The sequence below is a fragment of the Kluyvera georgiana genome, assembly GCF_050990895.1.
In the GTDB taxonomy this organism is placed as follows: domain Bacteria; phylum Pseudomonadota; class Gammaproteobacteria; order Enterobacterales; family Enterobacteriaceae; genus Kluyvera; species Kluyvera georgiana.
In genome coordinates this window covers 846,399-865,051 of record NZ_CP158865.1, presented here as the reverse complement: position 1 = coordinate 865,051, position 18,653 = coordinate 846,399, and the positions used below count along the sequence as shown (strand labels likewise).

The 18,653-nt window shown below is 49.3% G+C and carries 14 protein-coding genes and 1 pseudogene; 3 read left to right on the top strand and 12 right to left on the bottom strand.

Features of this window, described 5'->3' with window-relative positions:
* Nucleotides 1–42 precede the first annotated feature (42 nt).
* Nucleotides 43–1,482, bottom strand: coding sequence for an MFS transporter (locus ABTW00_RS04180; protein ID WP_164092419.1), 1,440 nt, complete (start codon nt 1,480–1,482; stop codon nt 43–45).
* A 443-nt stretch (nt 1,483–1,925) separates the two neighbouring features.
* Here ABTW00_RS04180 and xylA point away from each other — a divergent pair, with 443 nt between their 5' ends.
* Complete coding sequence (gene xylA / locus ABTW00_RS04175) at nt 1,926–3,245, top strand: xylose isomerase (RefSeq protein ID WP_065358270.1); 1,320 nt, start codon at nt 1,926–1,928, stop codon at nt 3,243–3,245.
* A 61-nt stretch (nt 3,246–3,306) separates the two neighbouring features.
* Here xylA and ABTW00_RS04170 read toward each other — a convergent pair whose 3' ends face one another.
* Genes ABTW00_RS04170 through ABTW00_RS04150 form a run of 5 tightly spaced genes read right to left on the bottom strand, consistent with a single transcriptional unit; the run spans nt 3,307 to nt 7,619 of the window.
* Nucleotides 3,307–4,083 carry an ABC transporter ATP-binding protein gene (locus ABTW00_RS04170; protein ID WP_065358251.1) on the bottom strand — a complete coding sequence of 259 codons (777 nt, stop codon included), beginning with the start codon at nt 4,081–4,083 and terminating at the stop codon, nt 3,307–3,309.
* A complete protein-coding gene (locus ABTW00_RS04165; RefSeq protein ID WP_416683409.1) occupies nt 4,083–4,853 on the bottom strand; it encodes an ABC transporter permease in 771 nt (256 codons plus the stop codon). The genes ABTW00_RS04170 and ABTW00_RS04165 overlap by 1 nt, the downstream gene beginning before the upstream one ends.
* Nucleotides 4,850–5,857: a taurine ABC transporter substrate-binding protein gene (locus tag ABTW00_RS04160; protein ID WP_065358253.1), complete on the bottom strand. Its 1,008-nt coding sequence runs from the start codon at nt 5,855–5,857 to the stop codon at nt 4,850–4,852. Before ABTW00_RS04160 ends, ABTW00_RS04165 begins: the two co-directional genes overlap by 4 nt.
* 54 nt (nt 5,858–5,911) lie before the next feature.
* Nucleotides 5,912–6,622: an aspartate/glutamate racemase family protein gene (locus tag ABTW00_RS04155; protein ID WP_433639028.1), complete on the bottom strand. Its 711-nt coding sequence runs from the start codon at nt 6,620–6,622 to the stop codon at nt 5,912–5,914.
* Nucleotides 6,615–7,619 carry a D-cysteine desulfhydrase gene (locus ABTW00_RS04150; RefSeq protein WP_433639025.1) on the bottom strand — a complete coding sequence of 335 codons (1,005 nt, stop codon included), beginning with the start codon at nt 7,617–7,619 and terminating at the stop codon, nt 6,615–6,617. The genes ABTW00_RS04155 and ABTW00_RS04150 overlap by 8 nt, the downstream gene beginning before the upstream one ends.
* Before the next feature lie 524 nt (nt 7,620–8,143).
* On the opposite strand from ABTW00_RS04150, the gene ABTW00_RS04145 reads away from it, so the two are divergent.
* A complete protein-coding gene (locus ABTW00_RS04145; RefSeq protein WP_433639023.1) occupies nt 8,144–8,848 on the top strand; it encodes a helix-turn-helix transcriptional regulator in 705 nt (234 codons plus the stop codon).
* A gap of 271 nt (nt 8,849–9,119) precedes the next feature.
* On the opposite strand, the gene ABTW00_RS04140 is transcribed toward ABTW00_RS04145, so the two are convergent.
* The 6 genes from ABTW00_RS04140 to ABTW00_RS04115 all read right to left on the bottom strand — a co-directional run bounded on the left by ABTW00_RS04140 (nt 9,120) and on the right by ABTW00_RS04115 (nt 16,866).
* Nucleotides 9,120–10,232 (bottom strand): carbohydrate porin, encoded by a 1,113-nt coding sequence (locus ABTW00_RS04140; RefSeq protein ID WP_433640923.1) that lies wholly within the window; start codon nt 10,230–10,232, stop codon nt 9,120–9,122.
* A 150-nt stretch (nt 10,233–10,382) separates the two neighbouring features.
* On the bottom strand, nt 10,383–12,293 hold the full coding sequence (locus ABTW00_RS04135) for a BglG family transcription antiterminator (RefSeq protein ID WP_433639020.1): 1,911 nt from the start codon (nt 12,291–12,293) through the stop codon (nt 10,383–10,385).
* A 10-nt stretch (nt 12,294–12,303) separates the two neighbouring features.
* Nucleotides 12,304–14,937: a mannosylglycerate hydrolase gene (gene mngB / locus ABTW00_RS04130; RefSeq protein ID WP_433639018.1), complete on the bottom strand. Its 2,634-nt coding sequence runs from the start codon at nt 14,935–14,937 to the stop codon at nt 12,304–12,306.
* A 30-nt stretch (nt 14,938–14,967) separates the two neighbouring features.
* Nucleotides 14,968–16,071: a PTS fructose transporter subunit IIC gene (locus ABTW00_RS04125; RefSeq protein WP_065358260.1), complete on the bottom strand. Its 1,104-nt coding sequence runs from the start codon at nt 16,069–16,071 to the stop codon at nt 14,968–14,970.
* A gap of 13 nt (nt 16,072–16,084) precedes the next feature.
* On the bottom strand, nt 16,085–16,408 hold the full coding sequence (locus tag ABTW00_RS04120; protein WP_065358261.1) for a PTS fructose transporter subunit IIB: 324 nt from the start codon (nt 16,406–16,408) through the stop codon (nt 16,085–16,087).
* Between the two features lie 2 nt (nt 16,409–16,410).
* Entirely contained in the window at nt 16,411–16,866 is a 456-nt protein-coding gene (locus ABTW00_RS04115) for a PTS sugar transporter subunit IIA (RefSeq protein ID WP_065358262.1), read from the bottom strand.
* A gap of 491 nt (nt 16,867–17,357) precedes the next feature.
* Between ABTW00_RS04115 and ABTW00_RS04110 the strand changes: the two are divergent.
* Nucleotides 17,358–18,119 (top strand): annotated as a pseudogene (locus ABTW00_RS04110) (IS3 family transposase).
* The last annotated feature ends 534 nt before the right edge of the window (nt 18,120–18,653 follow it).

Genomic DNA, 18,653 nt, shown 5'->3' with positions numbered 1-18,653 from the left:
TTTTTTATTTTAAATCTTTCAATACTTGAATAATTTTTTAAACTATACGCGTATCTCATCAAGCTGACGGTTGATCTCGGTGACATTTTTGTCTGAGATAGGGTAAAGCTGAATAATGATCATGGACACAATCGCCAAAATAATAGGGATCCACACTGCTGTCATAATAATGCCATCGATAGCACTGACGCTTTGTTGGGCTCCGGTTTCGCTAAAGCCATAGGCTGCCAGTAACCATAATGGAATCGCGCCGCCAATCGTAAAACCAATCTTGAAGAACAGCCCCATAATCGCATTAATAATTGCAGCGTTGCGCTTTCCTGATTTCAATTCGCCATAAGCAATCACTTCAGGAACCAGTGCCCACATGAAACCGGTGGCCGAGGTTAAGCCCCATTGTTTGATAAATGTCGCGATGTAAGCCAGCCAAAGCGCATCATGCATTCCTTCACGTGACCAAACGTAGGTCAATAATTCACCGACGATAAACATGCCAAGGAAAAGATGGAAGAACCCTTTTTTACCAAAAATACGCTTCAGTCTGGACCAGAAAATAGGGAAGATAATACCCGGAATTGAGGCTACAAGGCCAATTGCGCCCATCCATTCTGAATGGCCAACAACAAACTGATTGAAGAACCCATTAACGGTGTTCATAAAGAACATAAAGGTAAAGGCCAGCATGAAGAACAGGCCGAGAATGACCAGAGGTCGGTTATTTTTCAGCTCAAGGAAGAGATCGGTTGTTTTCACGTTAGCGGTTTGTTCCGCCGTCGCGACAACACGCTCTTTAGTAAACTTATAACAGAAGAAAAGTGCCGCTGCGCCTATTAACATATAAATGGAGTATACGCCAAACCATGCATAATTCGCGGAGGGATCGGTATAGTTACCCATATTAAGCTCAAGGCCAAAAAAACCAGTATCTTTGAGGCTTCTGTCTTTTGGTGAAGCCATTTGTACAAACATTGGGAACATCGTATAGACAAGCAGGTTAGCCGTGTTTGCCAGCATCATTCGGGTACTGGTCAGTTTATCAATGGACTCCGGATCTCGCGTCAATGAGGCATTAAGAGAACCATAAGGAATATTGACCACTGAATACACTAAGTCCAGTGCTAAATAAATAATAAATGCAAAGGGAACAGAACCCCGGACGCCTGGAATAGGAGCGAACAGCAATGCGGAAAGAATAACGAGCGGAATACCGGCTCTTAAAAGCCATGGGCGATATTTACCCGCTGCTGAACTTCTTTTATCAACATAGGTTCCAACCATCGGATCCCAAAAAACGTTAACAATGCGAACAAAAAGAAATATAAATCCAGCCGTTGCCGTACTAATGGTATTTACCGTCAGCATATGTAGCGCGAGAAAACCGCCGATGGTACCGAATACCAGGTTCTGCGCAAAGTCACCCATCCCATAACCAATACGCTCACCCCGTGTTAATTTGTGATATTCGTCATGCCGATTTTGAATTATGTTTTTACGCATTCCAATCAGGTCTCCGATTTCATTTGTGAATGTGAAACACTTTTTGGCACAGGTCACCGTCGACAATCTATTGCGTTTTTATATTAACTAGTTATGTTTTTTTACTTTTGTGATCATTAAAACACATATTTCTTACGTACACGTAGCAACAATATGGCCTTTGCACTCTCCCGTAATGCCTGTGCCGGGCGCACAGCGCCTACAAAGGCGTCGTTTTCTTCTGGCATTTGTCAAAGGAATCCGCCCTAAAAATAAATTTTCACAGTTCTATTGCAACGATGAATATATGACAATTTTTTTGTGATAGTTATCACGTTTGGGTAATCTCCTAATCTGCGAATGAAATTACGTAATTGATCAAGGTGCGATGGAAAATACAGGATAACCACAGTTATTGACTTTTCACTTTGTGAATTATGGAGTTCATTATGCAAAATTATTTCGATCGGCTCGATCGTGTACGCTTTGAAGGACCTAAAACGACAAATCCACTCGCTTTTCGCCATTACAACCCGGATGAAATCGTGCTCGGCAAACGAATGGAAGAACATCTTCGCTTTGCTGCCTGTTATTGGCATAACTTCTGCTGGAATGGCGCGGATATGTTTGGCAAGGGTTCTTTTGAACAACCCTGGCAGCAGCCTGGCGATGCGCTCGCGCTGGCAAAAATGAAAGCCGACGTAGCATTTGAATTCTTCCATAAACTGAATGTCCCGTATTACTGCTTCCACGATATCGACGTCTCACCAGAAGGCGCATCGTTGAAGGAATATTTGAATAACTTTGCCGTAATGACCGATGTGCTGGCGCAAAAACAGCAAGAAACCGGGATGAAATTGCTGTGGGGGACAGCCAACTGCTTTACCCACCCACGTTACGGTGCCGGAGCGGCAACCAACCCGGATCCTGAAGTGTTCTCCTGGGCTGCAACCCAGGTCGTTACCGCCATGAATGCGACCCAGAAACTGGGCGGGGAAAACTATGTTCTGTGGGGCGGCCGTGAAGGTTACGAATCGCTCCTGAATACGGATATGCGGCAAGAGCGCGAGCAAATTGGTCGTTTCTTGCAGATGGTCGTTGAACACAAACATAAAATCGGTTTCCGTGGCGCGCTGCTGATCGAACCGAAACCGCAGGAGCCGACTAAGCATCAATACGACTACGATGTCGCCACGGTATATGGATTCCTGAAGCAGTTTGGTCTGGAAAAAGAGATTAAAGTCAACATCGAGGCCAACCACGCAACCCTGGCAGGGCATACCTTCCAGCATGAAATCGCCAGCGCGATTGCTCTGGATATCTTCGGTTCCGTGGATGCCAACCGCGGTGATGCGCAGCTCGGCTGGGATACCGACCAGTTCCCGAACAGCGTTGAAGAGAACACGCTGGTGATGTACGAGATCCTCAAAGCTGGCGGGTTTACCACTGGCGGTCTGAACTTTGATGCCAAAGTGCGCCGTCAAAGTACCGATAAATATGACATGTTCTATGGCCACATTGGCGCAATGGATGTGATGGCGCTGTCACTGAAGAAAGCCGCTCGTATGCTTGAAGATGGCGCGCTCAATAAGCGCCTTGAAAAACGCTATGCTGGCTGGAATGGCGAATTGGGTCAACAAATCATGCAAGGACGCCTGTCGCTTGCGCAACTCGCCCAATATGCTGAACAGAATAACCTTAATCCTCAGCATCAAAGTGGGCATCAGGAATTACTCGAAAACCTTGTCACCGCCTATCTCTTCGACTAAATCCTGTTTAAATGCCCCTGCGGGGGCATTTGCTTAAGAGGAGCTGATTCATTCCCAAGGTTTAACCCAAGTGCCGCTTCGCTTCGAGCCGCACCCGATGCAGAACATGGTGTTTGATCTCGCTGTACGAGGGGTGTTCGGCCAGCGTTTCGATATCCCTCTCGCGCCCAAAGGGCAGAACGATCTCATCGACGATCTTGCCTGGTTTTGCCGACATGATCAGAATGCGATCGGCGAGAAACAACGCCTCTTCCACATCGTGGGTGACGAAGAGCAGCGTGGTGCCGGTGGATAACCAGGCCTCACGCAGCAGCTCCTGCATCATCAGCCGGGTTTGCGCATCCAGCGCGCCAAACGGCTCATCAAGCAGCAGCACTTCCGGGCCAGGAAGCCAGGCGCGAGCCAGCGCCACGCGCTGTTTCATGCCGCCGGAAAGCTGCCAGGGCGCATGATTTTCGAATCCCTTCAGCCCCACACGCTCCAGCCACGCCTTCGCCTGAGCGTTGGTTTCGTCCTTACGATGTTTTCCCAGCCGCGGGCCAAAGGTGACGTTGTCCAGCACCGACAGCCAGGGAAACAGATTGGGCTGCTGGAAGATCATTCCGCGATCGGGCCCGGGTTGACGTACCGTTTTGCCGCCTGCCGCCACCCGTCCGCTATCCGGTTTATTGAACCCGGCGACCAGGTTCAGAATGGTCGATTTTCCGCAGCCGGACGGCCCGAGCAGCACAACAAACTCGCCGCGCTTCAGGGTCAGACTGATATCTTCCAGTACCGTAAACGGCTGTGGTTTCGCCGCAAAAGCGAGCGATACATTTTCGAGAGTGATGGCACTCATTATTCTTTCCCCGCCCATGGCACCGTCAGACGTTGCAGTCCCAGCAGTAAGAGATCCAGTAAATAGCCGATGCCACCCAGCAGCAAAATACCGAGCATGACGATATCGGTGCGTAAATAAGAGCTGGCGTTGATGACCATCCAACCCAGCCCCGAACTGGCCGCGACCATTTCCGCCGCGATCAACGACGTCCAGCCAATGCCAATCGAAAGCCTGACGGTGGTGAAAAGGTCCGGTAGCGCATCCGGCAACACCACGCGCAGGAAAATCTGCCAGCGGGATGCCCCGAGAGTCTGCGCCACACGAATACGCGAGCGTCCAATACGCTCAACGGCCGCCGACGCACCCACCACGACGCTCAAAAACGTGGCGATAAAAATCAGGAAAAATTTGGACGCTTCGCCAATGCCCAGCCAGACCACCGCCAGCGGGATAAGCGCGATTTTAGGCAATGGACGCAGAAACTGAACGAAAGGGTTAAGCACCGCCGAAAGTCCGTCCGACAGCCCCATCAGGAGACCCAGCGGTATCCCGATAATAATCGCCACCGCAAACGCGCTGAGGGCGCGCGCCAGGCTCACCGCGATATGCTCCCAGAGCGGCACCTGACGGTAGCCGTCCGCCAGCAGCTCTTCGGTGGTCAACCCGATGTCGGTGAGCGATGGCAGGAGCAGTGGGTCAACCCACTGCCGCGTCGCCGCCACCTGCCAGACGATAAAGAAAACCGCCACCGACAGCACGCTGATGGCGATATGCAGACTCAATCTCATTGCGCCGCCACCGCCGCATCACGAATATAGCGGGACTCAATCGCGCTATCCCAGTTGGCGGGAATGTCACGCTTGCGGATCTCGCCGATACCCGCGAGGAAACTGGACGTTTTACTCAACGCTTTGCCAATGCCGCTGTCGGAGGTGTGTGTTCCGTTACCCAGCCAGTCTGCGGTGCCCTGCTGGGCAAGCGTTGGGTATTCCAGCCCGCCGAGCGTATTTGCTGCGGTCGTGACCGGCGCGCCAACCTCTTTAGCCACAATCGCCGCGGCGCGCTCCGGATCTTTCCTGAACTCATCCACTTTCTGCTGGTGCACGCGCAGGAAGGCGGTTACCGCTTCTGGGTATTGTTCCGCAAAGGCTTTGCGTACGACGTAGTTGTTGTAGATCAGATAGCCGTCTTTCTGCAGATCTTTGGTCGCAAAGACCTGATGCCCGCCCGATGCCTCCAGCTCCTGGGCAAATGGCGCCCAGACGTAACCCGCGTCAATATCACCGCGTTTCCAGGCCGCCACCATCTCAGCCGGACGCAGCGGCAGCAGCGTAATTTTGCTGCGATCCAGCTTGTTCACGCTAATTGCGGCTTCAAGGGCGTACTGCGCCGTTGAGTTTGGCGGATAAGCCACGCGCTTACCTTCGATATCCTTGATTTTCACAATGCCATCTTTGCCAATCAGTCGCTCGTAGCTGGCAATCACGCCCGACACGCCAATAATCTCGACCGGTAATTTACGCACGATACCCGCCGTGGCGGGACTGGACCCGAAATTAGCAATATCAATGGCATTGCTGGCAAAATAATTCAACGCGTCGGCGCCAGATGCAAATTGCACCCATTTCACTTTGCTATTTAGCGCTTTATCCAGAGAGCCGTCGGCTTTTGCCAACATTAATACCTGCGAACCGCCGCTATAAGCGACACGAACTTCAGCTGGCGTATCGGCAAAACTCATATTTGCCCATAAACCACCCGCTGCGATTAATAAGCAGAGACTTTTTTTCATTTTATTTTTCCTTTGATGAAACCGATTATTTCGCCCGAAACTGTGCCGGACCATTTATCTCGTTATTTGCCATAACTGCGAACATCGCTCGGCCAGCGCTTGTGCCGGGTCGAAGGTAAGGTGACGAAACGGCGCATTGACCGCCTCAAGCGCCACAGGCACTTCGGTGCAGGCCAGCACCAGCTTTTGGGCCCCGCGAGCAAACAGCGCGTTAGCCTGCAGTGACAGCCACTCCCCCCCTTCCTTTAGCGCACCGCGTTTGACCGCGTAGCAGCCAGGCACAAACCACTGCGTCAGTTCCTCTTCCGTTGGCACAACCACTTCGATGTCCTGCTGCGCCAGACGGTGCTGATACCAGCCCGCTTCCAGCGTACCCTGGGTGGCAATCACCCCTACCCGCCGTGGCTTTTGCGCTGACTGTGACAGCGCATCCAACGTGGCATCAACGATATGCAGGATGGGAGCCTCACTCGCTTCGCTGAGCGCAGCGTACCAGTGGTGCGCCGTGTTGCAGGGAATGGCGATATGGCTTGCGCCCGCCTGATTCAGCTTCTCAATACCGTGGAGTAACTGTGGCAAAGGCGACGGCCCGGAGCCCGCCAGCGCTTTCTGACGATCGACAATTTGCGGCACGTTCCAGACCACCGAAGGGATCTGCTGCTGATCGCTTTGCGCGGGCGTGGCATCCAGCAAACGGCGCTGAAAATCCAGCGTCGCCAGCGGCCCCATGCCGCCCAGTACGCCAAGCAGGAAAGGCTTAGCCATGCTCTAACACCTGGCGATAACCAAACAAACCCGCCGCGCCGCCGGTATGGATAAATACGACGTTTTCATCCGAGCGGAAATGGCCTTTACGGATGAGATCGATAAGCCCGGCCATGCCTTTTGCAGAATAAACCGGGTCAAGCAAAATGCCCTCATGACGAGCGAGCAACGTCAACGCTTCGAGGGTCCCTTCCGTCGGTAAACCGTACCCGTCGCCAACATAATCGCTATTCGCGACCACCGCATGCCGCGACAATTCTCCCGGCACGCCAAGCAGTTCCCGCGTCCGTGAGGCCAGGTTCCAGACGTTCTCTTCCTGCTGTGCTTTTGGCGCTCGCACGCTAATACCCAGTACTGGAATATGACTGTTAGTGGCAGTAAAACCCGCCACTAACCCGGCCTGGGTACCGGTGCTGCCCGTGGCGTGAACCACATGATCGATACGCAGACGGCGCTCTGATGACTGATACAGCAACTCTTCCGCGCAGGCCACATAGCCCAGCGCACCAATCGGATTCGAGCCGCCGCCGGGAATGATATACGGCGTGTGGCCCTGTTCGCGCAGCGTCCCGGCGTATTCTTCCATCGCCTGCTGCATATTCGTACCACCAGGCAGATGGGCGACAATCTCGCCGCCGAGCAGATTATCCAGCAGCACGTTACCCGAACGCTGATAGTCTTCGCCAAAATCGGTCACGCGTTTTTCCAGCAGCGCTTTTGCTTTTAGCCCAAGACGCGCGGCACCCGCAATCATCTGGCGCACATGGTTAGACTGTGTCGCCCCTTGGGTAATGACCACATCAGCTTTTTTCTCCAGCGCATCCGCCAGCAGAAATTCCAGCTTACGGGTTTTATTTCCTCCCGTCGCCAGACCGGTTGCGTCGTCACGTTTAATCCATATTTTAGGTCCACCTAATAATTTGCTTAAATTATTCAGCGGCTCCAGAGGCGTGGGAAAGTGACCAAGTGAAATTCGAGGAAACCGGGCCAGATGCATAAACGCTCCTTGCTAATAAAAATCGCTTTATAAAAGTGAAATTCACTATACACATCTGACAGATGGGGCCAATCAAGAATAATAAATAACGATTACTGAAAAATGGATAAGCTGAAAAATAGTGAATGAACCGATAATATATATTCTATTGTGGAATACCTTACGGTGAAAAAGAATATTATTTTCGGGATGAGGGAGCGACAGACGCGCGTTTACTGAACGTTGTGCCGATGGCACTACGCAGGGGAAAATCGTCCGTATCGTTAATGGCGAAACACAAATGAAGGGAGGTAACGCCTACTGACTCATAGACTCCGGAGACCGTTTACATCCGCGTGTTGGTCTTCCAGCACATCGCCCCCGTTAAGCTGACGTTTTGCTACAGCCAGCAATCCCGCCATCCTGGACACTTTTTTACCACCACACTTGATCTTCTGTATCTTAAGATATAGTCTTTAATTATCTTAAGATACACTCTTACGATACATAACAGATATCCACGTACGCTATAAAAGGAATACCCTATGTTTTTTGATCGATTCCACCGCCACGCCTGCGGCCCCCATGGCCATCACCATCACCCACATCATCACCATGATCCTCGCATGGCGATGTTCAACCCGTTCGCTGACGAAGATGAAGCGTGCTTCCATATGGCTGGACGCCACCATGGAGGGCCCTTCGGCGCCGGCCGCGGCGATCGGGGTGACTTCTTTGGTAACGGCGGGCGCCCGCCGTTCTTACGCGGCCGTAAGTTCAGCGCCGATGAACTGCAATTATTGCTGCTGGCCCTACTGGAGGAGAACGCCAGCTATGGCTACGAGCTGATTAAACGCCTGGACGAAAAAAGCGCCGGGTTTTACAAACCGAGCCCGGGCGTCATCTACCCGGCGCTGACCTGGCTTGAGGATGTCGGCTATGTCACCGTCACTCAGGAAGGTACCCGCAAGCGCTATGCGCTGGCAGCTGAAGGCACGGCATGGCTGGCAGAAAACAGAGCGATGGCCGAGGCCATCCTGGCGCGGCTGGACCATTTCGCTCAGCAGATGAACACCATGACTGAGGCAATGCGAGAAGCCCCAACCGCTTTTGATCCTGCGTTACGGGATGCCGTAGCCGAGCTGCGCCACCAGATCCACGCCCGTCATCAGAGCGACCCGGAAGTACAGCGCCAGATGGCGGCTGTGTTACAAACAGCCCTTGAAGCACTCAAAAAACTCCCTCTCTAACCGACCGATCGTTGCAGTGCCTGCGGTGCAATATCTCGCACCCAGGCACTGGGGATACGGTAAAAAATCCATCCTCCCCTTTCGATGTGGATGATTTCGACAAGCAGCTTCTTCAGAGGATGCCCCCATGCGCAGCTGGAGACATGACAAGCATCGCGTGTATCCATTAACGGGGGAACAGGTAACCTGCTTACTGTATAAGACAGCGCAAATGAAATGATGAGCAATCCATAACTTATGCAGCAAGCAGGACCCACAACAACTGATAATATTAGAAGTGATATTTAAATCTTACGCGCGCACCATACCGATCTTCATCGTAATTGGTTTCTTTAACATCAATGCGCGACCAGTAAGCGCCTAAATAAATGTCAAAGTTATCCATTTCCATCACGTTACGAATACGGTAAGAAGCATGAACAGTGTTGATATCGTATTTACCCAGAATAAAATCACTACTATTCCTGATATCAATATTATTGGCATTAAACTCCTGGACATCATTCTTCGCATAGATATAACCTAACTCGAAATCATGCCATAGCGCATTAATGCCTACGCTAAAGTCTTTTTCGCCCGTTGCATCCATGTAAGCGGTACTGAGGTTAACCACCATTCCGTTATCAGGGTCAGATTTCTGTCCATTCCAGGAGAAGGTCGCCCCGTAGCCATTTCGTTTTGACTGATCTTTAAACTTGCCATAGCTGTCCGTATAGCCATAAGCGTTACTGACTACGTTGCTTTCCATTGCAATCGCTGCCGTAAATTCATCAACGGTCATGGCGATTACTGGGCGCATGTATATCACATTTTTCTTGTTTTCCAGGTGGTTACCGTGGTAATTGCTGTCCTGGAAAAGTTTCGACCCATCGCGCACGGCGGTGTTTACTTCAAAATAGAACGGCCCACTCATTTTGCTGAGCTGAATGGCGCCACCGTCGCTACGACCACGCCCCTCTTTCATCATATATATATAACCGTAGCCATCGTCGTAAAGATCGTTAGCCGTATTCCCGGAATACTCAATGTAAGTGTCCTGATTAAGCGGAAACATATCGAAGGCTTCATAGCGACCGATTTTCATTTTCCAGTTATTTTCCTGACCGAAAAAGAAAGCCGCATCATCAAGATCCATCGAACCAGAGAGATCCGCCAGTGGCTGAACGGTGAAACCAGCAAACTGGTTATTGGCCGACGTACGATAACCATCAAGGCCGATTAAGATACGGCCGTTGATATCCCAGCGTTCCGAATCACCGGCTTTCCAATCTTTACCAGCACTGGTTTTCACTGAGGTTAATTGCCCGGTACGACTCGCCGCATCAGCATTAAATTCAACATCACCATACAGCTTAAGGCTGCCCTGCGGAGTATCGAATGTCATGCCAGAAATAGCCGGGGTTGAGAGAACAAATAATGCACAGAGGTAATTTTTATATTTCACCACTAACTCCTTTTATATTATTAAGATAAAATGCAACATATAAACAAGCGCTCCCCAAAAAGAGCCACCTGATATTTTTAAAATATATTTTTATATAAAGTATTTCTGCGATAGTGATATAAACTCAGCGTAACTGTGGCACCGGCTTAAACTATCTATCACATCGTCATCGAGAATATTCGTCAGATAATCATATACAATCATGCTATCCACAAAAGCATCCTCGCTAATAGCTAGCATAAAGACCAGCTTAACTTTCTTCCCGGCATCCCACTCAATTCCCTCTGGGAATATAGCCACGGTCACCATAGTACTTAAAGCGACGAGCCCCAATGGGTGCGGGATAGCAATTTTATCATCCAGTAATGTTGATGCTCTTGCCTCTCTCTCCATAACCGACTCCCAATAATTTTGGTCGACCCGTCCTTTTAATTCTAATTGAGTAGAGAGAAATTTAATCAGCGATTCTTTAGTATGGGTATGGTTTTCAAAAACAAAAAAGTGATCTGCAGAGAAATAATTCACGATCGCCGCAGGTGGCGCATTTTCAGCCGCTAAAAAGTATTTTATATTTTCCAGTTGCCATCTTTCTGGCAACGGAGGCAACGTGATAACCCGTTTGTTCTTCTCTTCAATGCTCACCAGACTAATGACAATACTTTCACCCACGCTGGCCATCGCTTTGTATTGCTCGACCGAAATACATTTTGATACCTCAATGTTGGGGTACATCCTGGCAATTTTCTGGCAAACGATGCGAGTTGAGGCCCCTCCTTGATCGCTGACGACCAGCGCGCTGATAATTTTGCCTTCATCTTGCAGGTGCGTCTCCTCAAGAATGGCCCCAATGTGCATCACCAGATAACCAATCTCATCTTCACTGATTTTATTGGCGAAGCAGTGTTCCAGCTCGCTAAAAGCAGCCAGCGTCATCTCGAACATCAATGGATAGTGCCGCTTAATTTGCTCAATCAGCGGGTTGATAATGGTGATGCCATTATCCACCCGAACGCACATGGCTGTGATATGGCTAAGCAAATTCTTGCGGGACAACTCGTCGTAGCGAACATCGCAAAACCAGGATGAGCTTACATAGCTCAAAAAATGGTTCATCACTGCACGCCCGGCATCATATTGCTGATGGTCCAGGGGGTTTTCTTCCGCTGTGGCACAAAATGCGGCTAGATTCATCGCCATATAATCGATTTCACTTTGTGGAAGAGGTGTTGGCTCATCCGCCAGCAGCAAGTGAAGAATATCGCGAGCCACTGTTTTTAAGTGCGGTTCACAGGCTTCAAACTCAAAATCGAGCAGCCAACTGCCGCGATGGATTCGCTCACAGGCGATGCCATAAACCAGAGTAAAAAAGCGCAAATTAACATCGCTCACCACCAGTCCATGGCGAACAAAATACTCGCTCAGCGCCAGCTTGATATCGGAAAGCTGTGCCAGTGAATCAAAGATTTCGCGGTAATCCTCTTCCACCTCTTTTGAACGCAACAAGTGATCGTAAATACAACGGCGCAATGCGATTTCATCGCCTGAAAGTTTAAATTTATCCGTCCCTTCGGAAACAATACTCAGGTCATAAAGCACAAAGTGGCGCTTAAGAAGAGCAATATCGTTTCTCAGACTGTAGATGCTGATAAACCATAACGATTCCAGTTCCTCAAGTGAGACATCTGCCTCCTGGCGCAGCAAAGCAACCTGTAAATTGCGGCGGCGCTCTGCGGGTGAATGACTCTCTTTCCACGGCCTTTGAGACTGTTCCAGCAGCATTTTATACCCGGCAGGATTATCCACCCGAATCGCGATCCCTTTCTTACGATCGTGAATGAGACTGTTACCAGACCGACTAACGATATCGTTCAGCGCTTTCAGGTCACTGCGGATAGTTCGCGTGGACACATTCATCTCTCTGGCCAGAGAGGTTTGCGTTACATACCCCCCGGCTATCTGGATGAAAATATCTCTGACTCGCTTATTGGTAAACAGTCTCATGTCTCACCCTTTACGCCAGTTCTAAGTACAACGTCTGCACATCACCGGGTTTGAGGACAGCCCTTTCCGGCGAGGGGGTCTTCTCGTCCAGCAAGACGTAGCGAGCATGACTCAGCTCAGGAACAGTCGCTACCGCATTCAGATTTGGGTTATAGAAGCGACAAATGAGTCCCTCCCCCTCTTCGGCGCATTTCACCACACTCACCAGGGCATCTTCCGGACCATCAGGAAGCGTCAGCAGGCTGTATTCGTGCGGATAAGTACGTTGCTCATCACTCAGGCAAAAACGCAGTCGACCATTGAGGAAATCGCTGTCCTGATACACCGGAAACGATGTCAGCAGTGATTTTGATACTCTCGCATGCTGGGCGTTATCAAACGCACCGTGGTAAATTCGCCAGCCAAATGCAAAAGACAGAGGTCCGGAAAGTTGCGCATCAGGGGTGGCGACTACCGACTCACCCGACGCGCGGCCCGGACGGTAGAGCAGGTTTTCCTTGCCCATGTACCCAAACGAACGGAACAGCGTCACGGAAATGGTATCGAAATTGTCGCCTACAATTTCATATTCGCGCACGCCGTTGGTGTGCAATGTGAAACCGTGATTGTCATCATGCAGGTTTACGTAACTTTGCATCGGCTCAATCGAAATCGGTTTTTCATGCCAGTTTTCCGCTTCCCATACTTTCAGGGCGTTGCTTAACTGCACCGGACGAGACACAACGCCAAAAAGCTGATCGGCATAAGAGACGTTCGCCAGAATGTCCGTCGCGAAATGCACGCATAACCGATGGCTCAACACCCGGTTGTCCACGTCAACCGTAAAGCGGATCATGTCGTCATGCTGTAGCGTCACGCGCGCGACAATTTTCAGTGCAGAGGTGGCAATACGCTGCGCCCTCTCTTCAAGATCCCCCGGCACGTTAAGTAAATATTCGAGTTGTAATGACTGACTCAGGCCGTTGTCCTCCCGGCAGATGGAAACCAGGCAATCTTCCGAAGTCACAATCAAGTCATCACGCGGCGGCGAATAGTTGTAGGAATCGCCATCATCTCCGTTTTCTACCAGCAGCATCTGACGCTCGTAGCGTTTACCCGTGGCTTTATGCTGGATGGTGAGCATTCCGTTCTCTTCCACCTCTATGCGGTAAAATGCATTTTCGATGACCGGAGTGTTGTCCGTAACTCGCTGACTTGAGCCATTCGCCTCAAAATCAAGATACCAGCGGGTATAACCCAGCGCAGGCAAGTCACTGCTGTTGACCGTCACTTTCGTGCGATAAACCTTCTCCGGTTTATGATACGGCTCGCCCGGATTAAGGCGAATGGTCTGGTTCAATACGTAGCGGGTCAAATCGGTTTGTTCTTCAATCACATAAGGCAATGCTTTACCCGCCGCATCGCGTAACGTGAATGGAATACCTGGCAACCAGGCTTCGAAGGTGATTTGCGGCGCAACGCGACTGGTTAGTGGGTTGAATACCGTAAATGTGTAATCGTGCTCACGCGGGGTACGAATGGCGATTAATCGGCTATGCAGCTCGAGCAAATTCATGGCTAAATCGCGAGCCTGCTTATAGCGGAAGAAAATATCCTGATTCGTATCGTCGCTATTGCAGCCGCCGATGCTGTCATGGGCGGCGTTATAAAACATCAGCTTCCAGATCTCTGCGATAATTTTCGCCGGATACTCATGCCCGAGGCTGCGGCTGATTGCCAGCACTGGCTCAAGCGTATTCACCAGCAGCGATTCAATCTCGTTATTCAGTAACTTCAGATCGGCCCGACATGAGAAAATCGTCTTGTGTACGCGGGAGTGTTTGCCCTCAGTCAGCTCCCCCTGCAATACGCACACATCACCGACAGACTCTTTTTCCAGCGCCGTGATGAACTCCAGAGGGCTGCTGATTTGGTAGTGCCGTTCGTCATCGCAGGCATTAAACATCTTCACCAGATCCGGCAAATTCTCACGCACCGGAGCCTGATCAAAACCATGCGGATAAAGTAAATTTTGGCGAAAGCTTCGAGCTTCAATCGGAGACATTTTTTCATTCAAAAAAGCGGCCATTTTTTCCGGATTTTCATCTATCAGCCCGCCATAGTGGTAACCCCATGGCATCTGCACCGCAAAGACCCGATCGCCGTTTTCACCCTGCCAGATAAATTCGGTTTCCCGCAATGTGTTGTCTGCGATACCACGCCAGAACAGCGCGTGGTGGATACCGAACTGTTTATAGATCTGTGGCATATTGCCGCCCTGGCCAAAGCAGTCAGGAACATAGCCCAGAGCCATGCAGTTGCCTGCTTCATTCGCGACCTTAATGCCATACCACAGATTGCGGACCACTGATTCCTGGTGAATAACCAATTGGTCGGTCTGGGTATACCATGGCCCGGTAAGCAGACGCTTTTCAGCAATAAGCTTATACAAAATGTCTTTGTCTTCCGGAGCCCACTGTAAATAGCTTTCAATTAACGCACTTTGCGCATCCAGCAGGTAACAGGGAAAGTCATCATTATTCTCCAGTATACGAATCACATTTTTGATGTGATTAAAAAGATAAATACGAGAGCGCGATGAAGTAAAATACCATTCCTGATCCCAGTGGGTATGACTGTAAATATGGACAACCTTGTTTTTCATTCCAACCTCCCATTACGCAAAGTGCAAAATTCAATCAATTTTTATTTCAATCTCTTCACTCATATGGTCAGTGGATTTATCGGCTAATTCTTCATCGTTAAAATTCACCAGCATATTGGCGCCAAAAGCAATGACAGCCGCACCCACCAGCGCCCCCATAAAATAGGCCCATGGATTCCCGACAGTGAAGCCACCGTATAACCCACCAAGCGGCGGCATAATCGGGTAAGCTTTAAAGAAGGCAACCGTCACCGCTCCCGACATGCCCGCCAGAACGTTGAGAGGAATTAATCGCGCCGGATTTCGCAACGTAAATGGGATTGCCCCTTCGGTGATGCCTAGAATTCCCATAATAACCGAGCCATTACCCGCTTCTTTCAGTGTCTGGCTATAGTTATCCGGGCGAATAAAACGGGCGGCAGCATAACCGAGCGGAGGAATAATAATGGCAACATTGACCAGAATGGCTGGAAGATATACGCCGCTAAGAAATAGAACGTTCGCCGTTCCCCATGCGGCCTTATTGACTGGGCCACCAAGATCAAAACAAATCATTCCGCCAAGCACAGCCGCCAGCACGACGGTGCTGGTACCATCTTCCGTCATGCGCTGGACCCATGCCATTAGTGACGTGTTCAGCCAGCTAAGCGCATCGCCCAGCAACAGTAGCATCACTAACACCTGCAAACCCACGGTGATAAATGGCAGAATAATTAGAGGGACGGAGCTTGACGCCGAACCCGTTATTTGAATCTTCTTTGCCACCCACTCAGAAGAATAACCCGCGAGCAAACCGCCAAGCGCCGCACCGAGGAAACCCGACCCGGTTACCGAGGCAATTAAGCCTGCTGTAAACCCGGAAGCCAGCCCCTTTTTACCCGCAACAGAATAGGCAACGTAGGCGCCAAGAACATAGTTCATTAACCCGATGGTTTTAAAGCCAATGTCCTGCGTTAGATACAGCCAGTTTGTCAGGCCATCGCTATTGGCGAAGGCATCAAGGTCAGACTCGCCTATCGCCAGGCCGATAATTTTAGCAACCGCCACCATCAGAGAACCAGCAATAATGACAGGCAGTGCAAAGGAAATCCCTGTCATAAGATGATTTTTGATATCTATCATTAATTTTTTCATGACATCACCTTTTTTATTTTTTCAGTCTTGCCTCAATAGCTGTGACGCACTTAGTAATAACGTCCGACGCGTGGCTAACACACTGGCCAATCTTTACCCGAATAATTATTTTCCCGGCGAAGCGTTCTTCTTCTTCAATGGTGCGGTCGGCAGCAATTAGCACAAAATCAGCCGATTTAATGTCATCGGCGGTAATTTTATTCATGATGCCCATCGCCCCCTGCTGCTCAATTTTTACTTGATGCCCCAGACGTGCGCCCTCTTTTTCCAGGGATTTGGCTGCCATCGGCGTATGGGCCAGACCAGCAATACATGATGTGACGCCAACAATATTCATGTTTATTCCTCAATCTCGATACGGGATTTCATATAATGAAATAGTTCTTCTTCATCGTTGACTGTGAATAAATACTCTCTGAAACTATCATCAACGATCTGGCTCGCAAGACTATTAATGATTTGCAAATGCAATATTTTGGCCCCTGATGCGGGTACCAACAGACCAAAAATAATTTGTACGGGTTGATCATCCAGGCTTTCCCAGTCAATGGGTTTAGCCAGTCGAATAAAAATCACTCCTGCCTGGATGACATTTTCTGTTTTAGCGTGTGGAATCGCGATTTGGCTTTCAAAACCGGTAGAGTATTGATTCTCACGCTCCCATAGGTCGGCTTCAATTTTATTAGCATCCTCAGCCCACCCCTGTGCCACAGCGTGTGTTGCCAGAAAAGAGAAAATATCTTTTTTATCACTAAATGTTTGATTCAAGAAAATATTGTCACGAGCAATGAGCATATGCGTACATCTCCATCCGCGTGTTACTTCAACTATGTTGAGTAAGATACTAAGCCTTTTCTTATTTCTATACAGACAGGCAGTTTCCTCTTTGAAGAGGAAACGAATTAATAACAGGGGATGAAAATGGCGAGTTAGATCAAAAATATTTAGCATAGTGCGAATTGCGTCACACTTATCAACTCAATAGATAAAAAATTTATCCGCACAAAATGTGACATTAAACATAGAATAAATTTCATAACGGCATATGAAGTTATTATTGCATTGAGTTAACCTATGCAATGACATTCAGAATAATACATTCCTTTATGCGCGCCCCGTGTCCGTGTAAGTATCCCGGCAAGGCGACCCCTTCGTTTTTAGAGATCCCCGACATACTGATTATGTACCCTGAGAAGGTCGCTATGTGTAGAACACCAGACGATTGAATCGCCACGGGTTTAACAGACACCTCAGAGTCATTTCAGATCACTTAAAGAGAGGTCCCCATGAGCGGTAAGCGTTATCCTGAAGCATTCAAAATTGAAGCAGTCAAACAGGTTGTTAATCGTGGTCATTCTGTTTCCAGCGTTGCAACACGTCTCGATATCACCACCCACAGCCTTTACCCCTGGATAAAGAAGGCAGAGCAAACAGTTCTGGCTCGAGTCTGACTGCGTCTATGGTTATCGCAAGATCCATCTCGATCTGCGTGATACCGGGCAGCAGTGCGGAGTGAACCGGGTCTGGCGACAGTTCAATCCGGATGCTCCGGATGAGCGTTGAGTAACGGACATAACCTACATCAGGACCCTCGAAGGCTGGCTGTATCTGGCCGTGGTTGTTGACCTGTTCTCACGTAGGGTTATCAGCTGGTCAATGCAACCCCGCATGACAAAAGAGATTGTCCTGAACGCATTACTTATGGCGGTGTGGAGGCGTAATCCTCAAAAACAGGTATTGGTTCACTCTGATCAGGGCAGTCAGTACAAGAGCATAAGTGGCAGTCGATCCTGGAATCGCACGGTCTGGAAGGCAGCATGAGTCGTCGCGGTAACTGCCACGACAATGCGGTTGCGGAAAGCTTTTTCCAGATACTGAAACGCGAACGGATTAAGAAAAAGATCTACGGAACGAGAGACGAAGCCAGAAGCGATATTTTTGATTACATCGAAATGTTTTATAACAGTAAGCGTCGGCATGGTTCGAGCGAGCAGATGCCACCGGCTGAATATGAAAACCTATATTATCAACGGCTCAGAAGTGTCTAAATAATCCGTGGCGATTCAGGCCACACCAGAAAACTTGATTGTCTAAAACAATACTGCACTGGCATGAAGAACAGCCGCTAAACCAGCCATAGCGATCATAAGATGAATGACGGTAGCAATTGTACATCCGACAGAGGTTCAGAATCCTGCTTTCCACCCGCCGCCTAATGTTGCCGACAGCGTATAAACCACGACTATTCCCGGAGATAGGCATATAATGAAAACAGTTATGAAATACTCAATGCTCATGCACAGCTCCTTTACATTAGCTTGTAACTTATGCTGGATGTGTTTACGGGCTATTGACTCAACATGAACTCCATTCAGATGAAATAGTTTTATTGCGTTGATTATTTAATTTTGCTTTTTAAAGCCGAACGTTTATTTGTCAGCTCACATATTTTACTCTATCCTGTGCAGTCATGCTTCCTTTCTTCGTCCGCAACAATCTTCTTTCAAGGTCTATTGTCATAATTCGTTGATTTAGTCTCTGTTTCTCTGCAACAGAATCTATGTTTTTTTCACTTACTGATT